Origin of the sequence: Microbulbifer sp. (assembly GCF_051659245.1) — a bacterium.
Classification (GTDB): Bacteria; Pseudomonadota; Gammaproteobacteria; order Pseudomonadales; family Cellvibrionaceae; genus Microbulbifer.
The window spans coordinates 1-5,281 of sequence record NZ_JBOFOC010000195.1; the positions used below are offsets into that span (position 1 = coordinate 1).

At 59.4% G+C, this 5,281-nt stretch carries 3 protein-coding genes; all 3 read left to right on the plus strand.

The features are described 5' to 3' along the window. Positions 1-167 precede the first annotated feature (167 nt). A complete protein-coding gene (locus ACRC0P_RS18570; RefSeq protein ID WP_438632795.1) occupies positions 168-1,118 on the plus strand; it encodes a glycoside hydrolase family 43 protein in 951 nt (316 codons plus the stop codon). Positions 1,119-1,216: 98 nt separating this feature from the next. Next, a complete protein-coding gene (locus ACRC0P_RS18575; protein WP_438632796.1) occupies positions 1,217-3,145 on the plus strand; it encodes a glycoside hydrolase family 97 catalytic domain-containing protein in 1,929 nt (642 codons plus the stop codon). Positions 3,146-3,378: 233 nt separating this feature from the next. Further along, positions 3,379-5,208, plus strand: a complete 1,830-nt coding sequence (locus tag ACRC0P_RS18580) for a family 43 glycosylhydrolase (protein WP_438632797.1) — start codon at positions 3,379-3,381, stop codon at positions 5,206-5,208. Positions 5,209-5,281: the final 73 nt, after the last annotated feature.

Here is a 5,281-nt window from a genome sequence, read left to right on the forward strand (position 1 = left end):
CGCCTTTCTGGGACTGTCTGCGAGAGGGACCTCGCGGACAAGCCTACAGGGATGTATTTACGGCGTGTCCCAGAAAGGCGCACCCCGTCCCGGCTCCCGGAACTGAACTCCGAAACTTGAGGAAGTAAGAAGCCTGTCCCGAGGTTGAAGAGCAGAGAAATTACGCGATGAAAAGAACGAGTTTTGCGAAGTTAATGGGCGCGTCAGGCTCTGCGCTGCTTTCGGCTTTTGTCCACGCCGCCAACCCGGCGATCACCCACGTACTCACCGCCGATCCGGCCGCGCTGGTGCACGACGACACCGTGTACCTCTACACCGGCCACGACGAGGCGAAGGACAACAAAGACTTCTACAAGATGAACAAGTGGTTGGTGTTCTCCTCCACCGATATGGTGAATTGGAAGGACCACGGCTCGCCGCTTGCCGTCGACGACTTCAAGTGGGCCAAGAACAACGCCTGGGCCGGTCATGTGGTGGAAAAGGACGGCAAGTTCTACTGGTATGTGACTGTCAGCCACGCCACCATCGACGGTTTCGCCATCGGTGTTGCGGTGTCCGACAGCCCCACCGGCCCCTTCAAGGACGCCCTGGGCAAGGCGCTGATCACCAACGATATGACCACCGATACCGAAATCAGCTGGGACGACCTGGACCCGGCGGTATTTATCGACGACGACGGCCAGGCCTATATTTTCTGGGGCAATACCAAGCCCCGCTACGCCAGGCTCAAGGACAATATGGTGGAACTGGACGGGCCCATCCACAGCCTGGACCTGCCGGATTTCACCGAGGCGCTCTATGTGCACAAGCACGGGGACTACTACTACCTGAGCTACGCCACCGGTTTCCCGGAAAAGACCGCCTACGCCATGAGCAAATCCATCGAGGGCCCCTGGGAATACAAGGGTATCCTCAACGAATTGGCGGGCAACTCCAATACCAACCACCAGTCGATTATCGATTACAAAGGGCGCTCCTTCTTTATCTATCATAACGGGGGCACCCCGAAGGGCGGCAGTTTCCGTCGCTCCGTGTGTATCGATGATCTGCACTATAACCCGGATGGCACCATCAAGCGGGTGGTGATGACCTCCGAGGGTGTGGAGCCGGTGGAATAAAGGTTTTCTTTGTCCTCTCGCAGAATGGGCAAAAGTACGCGTGTAAAAGCTCGCCACGGATGGCCGGACCATATCAGAGTAATATTTTGGGCATATCGATGAAAAGAATCCTTCTGATCAGCATGTTGTTGCTGTTATCCGCCTGCGGTGCGAAACAGCAATATTCCCTGTACAGCCCGGACGGAAGCCTGGCGGTCACCCTGGAATTGAACGAAGCGGGGCAGCCACAGTACCGGATAGAGCGCAATGGCGAGCTGGTACTGAAACCCTCGCAACTGGGTGTAGTGCTGGACGGTGTCGACCTTAGCCGCGGATTGGCGTTGGAATCCGTCGGCGAGCCCGCTGCAGTCAGCGAAAACTACACCATGCTGCAAGGCAAACGCCGGCAGATTGCCTATACCGCCAAAGAGCAGGTATTCAATTTCCGCAATGCCGGGGGCGCGGAACTGCAAATCGCCTTTCGCGTTTCCGACGATGGTGTGGCTTTCCAGTACCGCTTCCCCGGCCAGTCCGACAATATAAAGGTGGTTGAAGGGGAGCTCACCAGCTTCGCATTTCCCGCCGGCAGTAAAGCCTGGCTGCAGCCGGTGGCCGAGGCGCAGACCGGCTGGGCGAACACCAATCCCTCCTACGAGGAGCACTACCAGATGGACATCGACGTCGGCGAGGCTTCACCTTCCCCCGCCGGTTGGATCTTCCCCGCGCTCTTCCACACGCCGGGCGGTTGGGCGCTGATCAGCGAGGCGGGCATGGATGGAAACTACCACGCCTCCCGCTTGCAGGCGGAATCCCCCGGCGGCGAATACCGTATCGGCTACCCGATGGATGCGGAAGTGTTTACCGACGGCGCGTTGATGGCGCAGTCCACACTACCGTTTCATTCCCCCTGGCGTTTTATTGCAGTGGGCGAGTTGTCCACCCTGGTGGAATCCACCTTGGGCACCGATTTGGCGGAGCCCGCCGTGGCCGAAATGGACTGGGTAGATCCCGGTCTGGTGAGTTGGAGTTGGGCGCTGCTCAAGGACCCTTCAGTCAACTACGAAACTCAGAAAAAATTCATAGACTATGCGGCGGAGATGGACTGGCGCTATACCCTGGTGGACGCGGACTGGGACCGCAATATCGGCTATGAAAGAATCGCCGAACTGGCGGACTACGCCGCGCAGAAAAACGTCCGCCTGTTGCTCTGGTACAACTCATCCGGGAGCTGGAACAAAACCGAATTCACACCCAAGGGCGCACTGCTCACTCGCGAGCAACGCCGTGTGGAATTTGCGCGTCTGCAGGATATGGGCATCGCCGGGGTCAAGATCGATTTCTTTGCCGGCGACGGCCAGTCGATGATCGCCTACTATCGAGAACTGGCCCAGGACGCGGCGGATTTCGGCCTGCTGGTCAATTTTCACGGCGCCACCTTGCCCCGGGGTCTGCATCGCACCTTTCCCAACATGATGACGTCCGAGGCGGTGCACGGATTCGAGATGATCACCTTTATGCAGAAATCTGCGGATGTGGCGGCAACGCATATGGCCATGTTGCCCTTTACGCGCAACGCTTTCGACCCGATGGATTTTACCCCGACGGCCTTTTCGGAAATTCCCAATATCGAGCGCCGCACCAGCAACGGCTTCGAGCTGGCGTTACCGGTACTTTTCCTGTCCGGCCTGCAGCATATAGCCGAGACAGACGAGGGTATGGCCGCGGTGCCTGAATACGTGCGCGATTATATGCGTGGGGTGCCTGTCTCCTGGGACGAGAGCCGTTTGGTAGCCGGCTACCCAGGCAAGTTTGCAGTAGTTGCCCGCCGCGCCGGCGACACCTGGTACCTGGCCGGCATCAACGGTGAGCCGGAGGAGCGACAGCTGACCATGGATCTGTCGTTTATCGGTGCCCGTACCGGTGAACTGATTAGCGATGGCGAAACACCGCGTTCGTTCAATCGCAGTGAAGTGGAAACCGGCAGCGCCGTTTCCCTGAGCCTGCGTGGTCTCGGCGGCTTTGTAATGACGTTTCCGCGCGAGGGGTAGTGCAGAATTGAGTTTGTAGGGTGGGCAAAGGAGCGAAGCGACGTGCCCATCACGCAGGGGGTGATGGGCACGCTTCGCTTTGCCCATCCTACTAATGCTATTTAGCGCACGATGATCGCGGCCAGCTGCCGTTCCTACAGTGCTCTTTCATCATTTCGGCGAATCAATGAAGGTTTGATTCGAAACAGGAAGCTACAGGGCAGATGAATCTTGCCGAATAAGGAAAATGAGTGATGAAAAGAACCAAAAATGTAAAATGGCTTGGCACCATCGCGGCCGGCTTGGCACTGACGGCCTGCAATCCCTCAGATCAATCCACCGCGTCCGGGTCCAAATCAGAGGCACCGGTCGCTGCGGCCAACGGAGAAAATAGCCAGCTGCCCGAGGGCACATTCGCAAACCCCCTGTTCAGCAATGGCGCCGACCCCTGGCTGGAGTACTACGACGGCAACTACTACCTCACCACCACCACCTGGACCTCCCAACTGGTGATGCGCAAGTCGCCCACCCTGGATGGCCTGGCCACTGCGGCGCCGGTCAATATCTGGTCCGATACCGATCCGTCCCGCTGCTGTAATTTCTGGGCATTCGAGTTCCATCGTTTGGACGGTCCCTCCGGCACGCGCTGGTACCTGATGTACACGTCCGGCCAGCATGGCACCCTGGATCACCAGCATCTCTCGGTATTGGAGAGTGTCGGCGACGATCCCATGGGACCTTACATCTACAAGGGTTCGCCGATGCCGGATACCTGGAACATCGACGGCTCTTATCTTGAGCACAACGGTGAACTCTACCTGCTGTGGTCCGAATGGGTGGGAGACGAGCAGCTTAACTGGATCTCCAGGATGACCAACCCCTGGACCATCGAAGGTCCGCGGGTGGTGCTTACGCGCCCGGAAGAGGATTGGGAAAAGAGCGGGCGCAAGGTAAATGAAGGTGCGGAAATCCTTAAAAAGGACGGCCGCACCTTTCTGATCTATTCCGCCAGCTTCTGCAATACCCCGGACTACAAGCTGGCCATGAAGGAGCTTACCGGCGACGATCCGATGAATCCGGAACACTGGACCAAGTACCCGGAGCCGGTATTCCAGCGCGGCAACGGTGTCTTCGGTCCCGGTCACAACGGTTTCTTCAAATCTCCCGACGGCAGCGAGGACTGGATCGTCTACCACGGTAATTCCAAAGAGACCGACGGCTGCAGCGCTACCCGCTCGGTGCGCGCACAGAAGTTCACCTGGAGCCCGGACGGCACCCCGAATTTCGGCGAGCCGGTTCCAGAAGGCGAGCCGCAGCTGCTGCCCTCCGGCGAAAACGGTCCGCTGACCGTAAAGCTGCAGGGCGCCCGCTGGCAGCTCGCCAATGCGGACAATGGTCACTGTCTCACCGGCACCGGGCTGGGCAGTTGTGCGGAAGAGAGCAGCTACTGGGTGCTGGACAACACTGCCGACGGCGCCTACCGCCTGGCTCACGCCGCCAGCGGCCAATTTCTCGGCGCCGAAGGCGAACTGGCTCCCTGGATCAACAGCGGCGCCCAGCGTTGGCAGCTGAGCCAGGGTGAGGACGGCTGGGTAGGTGTTGCCAATATGCAAACCGGCGAACCCCTGGCGGCACAAGGGTGCGAGGGTGATTGCAGCCGCTGGTTCCTGCGTCCGGCGGAAACCGTAGCCATCGCCAGCGTACAGAGTGGCCGGCTGCTACAGAGTTGTGGTGAAACCATAGACCAGGGAGCCTGGCGTGGTGACGCCTGCCAGCGCTGGGACTTCGCCGCCGCCGATGACGGCTTCCTGCGTATCCGCGCTGGCGATCGATGCATGACGATAGAAAGCGACGCGGTGGTGCCGGGGGCCAGTGCAGTCCTGGGCGGTTGCGATGCCCCCAGCAGCCAGTGGCGGTTGGAGCCGCTGGCGGACGGCAACCTCAATATTGTCAACCGCGAGAGCAAGCTCAGTCTCGACCTGGCCCATTGCGGCCTGGCCGAAGGCACGGAGCTGGCCCAGGCTCCCGGGCAGGAAAATGATTGCCAGAAATTCCAGCTGCGGCGGATACCGGTACGGTCATGATCAATAAGCTGTAGGAGCGGCCCATGGCCGCGATAAATCTTGGAAAATAGCTCCACATCGATCGCGGCCATGG